Origin of the sequence: Paraburkholderia sp. 22098 (genome assembly GCF_052045935.1) — a bacterium.
In the GTDB taxonomy this organism is placed as follows: Bacteria; Pseudomonadota; Gammaproteobacteria; order Burkholderiales; family Burkholderiaceae; genus Paraburkholderia; species Paraburkholderia caledonica.
Genome location: NZ_JBQEPV010000032.1, coordinates 1 through 1,872, shown reverse-complemented (window position 1 = coordinate 1,872; position 1,872 = coordinate 1). Strand labels below are relative to the sequence as shown.

At 62.8% G+C, this 1,872-nt stretch carries 1 protein-coding gene; it reads right to left on the bottom strand.

Going from position 1 to position 1,872, the window contains the following annotated elements; genetic code table 11:
- Positions 1–88 precede the first annotated feature (88 nt).
- Positions 89–1,459 carry a group II intron reverse transcriptase/maturase gene (gene ltrA / locus ACTJLB_RS32370; protein WP_440785657.1) on the bottom strand — a complete coding sequence of 457 codons (1,371 nt, stop codon included), beginning with the start codon at positions 1,457–1,459 and terminating at the stop codon, positions 89–91.
- Positions 1,460–1,872: the final 413 nt, after the last annotated feature.

The window sequence follows — 1,872 nt, the reverse complement described above, 5'->3', positions numbered from 1 at the left end:
CAATCGGCATAGGGGACGGCCATAAGGCCGTACCCCTGCCACACCACCCGGCATGCGGGTCCGCACCGGGCGGTTCGGGAAGTTGAGGTCAGGAGAGCCGGGGTACGCCAAGCTGGTCGAAGTAGGCGATGGTCAGCACGCGCTTGAGCGCACCGTCGCCATTGCGCCACCAGCAACGACTGTTCGCGGCGACTTGCCGCGCTACAGCGGCCGGTGCCCCCAGCGCACGCAGTTCCCGGTAGATGGTGGTGCCGCGGCGCCAGTGTTTGAGTTGGATCGTGCGCAACCGGTGACGCAGCCACTCATCCAGTGCCAACCACACACCGGGGGTTTGCGCCAACCTGAAGTACGCCTTCCAGCCTTGCACGTAAGGCCGTAACTGTTCCACCACTTCCTTCATGCTGCGCCCGTTAGAGCGACGGGTCAGTTCACGGATGCGGTGTCTGAACGCCAGCAGCGGTTTGGCCGCCACCTTGCGTTTGACCACCCCACCCGCAGCCACCCACAGGCTGTAGCCCAGAAACTTGCGACCAAACACACTGGCCACTGCGCTTTTGGTCTCGTTGACCTTTAGCCGCAGTCGTCCATACAGACGTCGCAGCAATGCCATCACCCGCTCACCCGCACGGCGGCTACGAACATAGACATTCGCGTCGTCGGCGTAGCGCGCGAAGCAATGACCCCGCCGCTCCAGCTCCTTATCCACTTCGTCGAGCAGCACGTTGGCCAGCAACGGGGATAGTGGTCCGCCTTGCGGCGTGCCCTGATCCCGTTGCTGGACCACTCCGCCATCCATGATGCCGCTGTTCAGATACGCCCGGATCAGCCGGATTACGCCGGCATCATCGATTCGTTTCTGTAGACGGTCGATCAGGATGTCGTGATTGACCCGGTCAAAGAATTTCTCCAGATCAACGTCCACCACGATTCGCCGACCTGACTGCACGTACGACTGCGCGGCTAACACCGCGTCGTGCGCACGCCTTCCAGGCCGGAAGCCGTGGCTGTGCTCACTGAAGGTCGGGTCCAGAACCGGCTGCAGCACCTGCAGGAGTGCCTGCTGGATCAACCTGTCCGTTACCGTCGGGATGCCAAGCTCGCGCTCACCTCCATCCGGCTTCGGGATCGTCACCCGACGTACCGGGCTGGGCCGGTACCTCCCCTTGAGCAACTGCTCACGGATCGCGGGCCACGCCGTCACCAGATGACGCGACGTCTGGTCAATGTCCAGACCGTCCACGCCAGCAGCTCCCTTGTTCGACCGGACCCGTTTGAACGCCTGCTTCAGGTTCTCCTTTGTCAGCGCTGCTTCCAGCAGCGCCGACCCTGTGTCCCCCGATTCTTGTCGCGGGCAGCAGGCTTCATCGCTTGTCGGCGTACGCCGTGCAGCTTCACCGCACGTGACTCCCACCCGCCCCGCTTGCGCGGGCATCTGACGCATTGCCTGTCGCATCGACATGACGCTGGACACTCCTTCCCGTTTGGCCCTTCGTCACCAGCTTTGGCCTCATCGGCCTGTCCTGTGACTACTACGGCCTCTGCTGACTTCTCGCTCCGGCTCGACGCCGTTGCCCTTTCAGGCACGAGGCGAGATCTCCCCAGGTAAGAACGCAATCCTTCGCCGCACAACCGCCGCATCTACGTTGCCTGATCCTTGACCACGAGAGCTTCGCGCTTCTTTGCACGCTCGCCCTGATCGGCAACGCCTCATATCCGGTTCTTGTTCATCGGCTCGCGGTTTCGCTCCACGCTTCCTCCCCACGCTCGGTCGCCCTCACGCAGTTGCGCTTTGCTTCGTTCGCTGTGGTCAGCTCACGATGGGACTTGCACCCACAAGATTGCGCCCATGCTGGGCGCACAAAGAAAAACGCC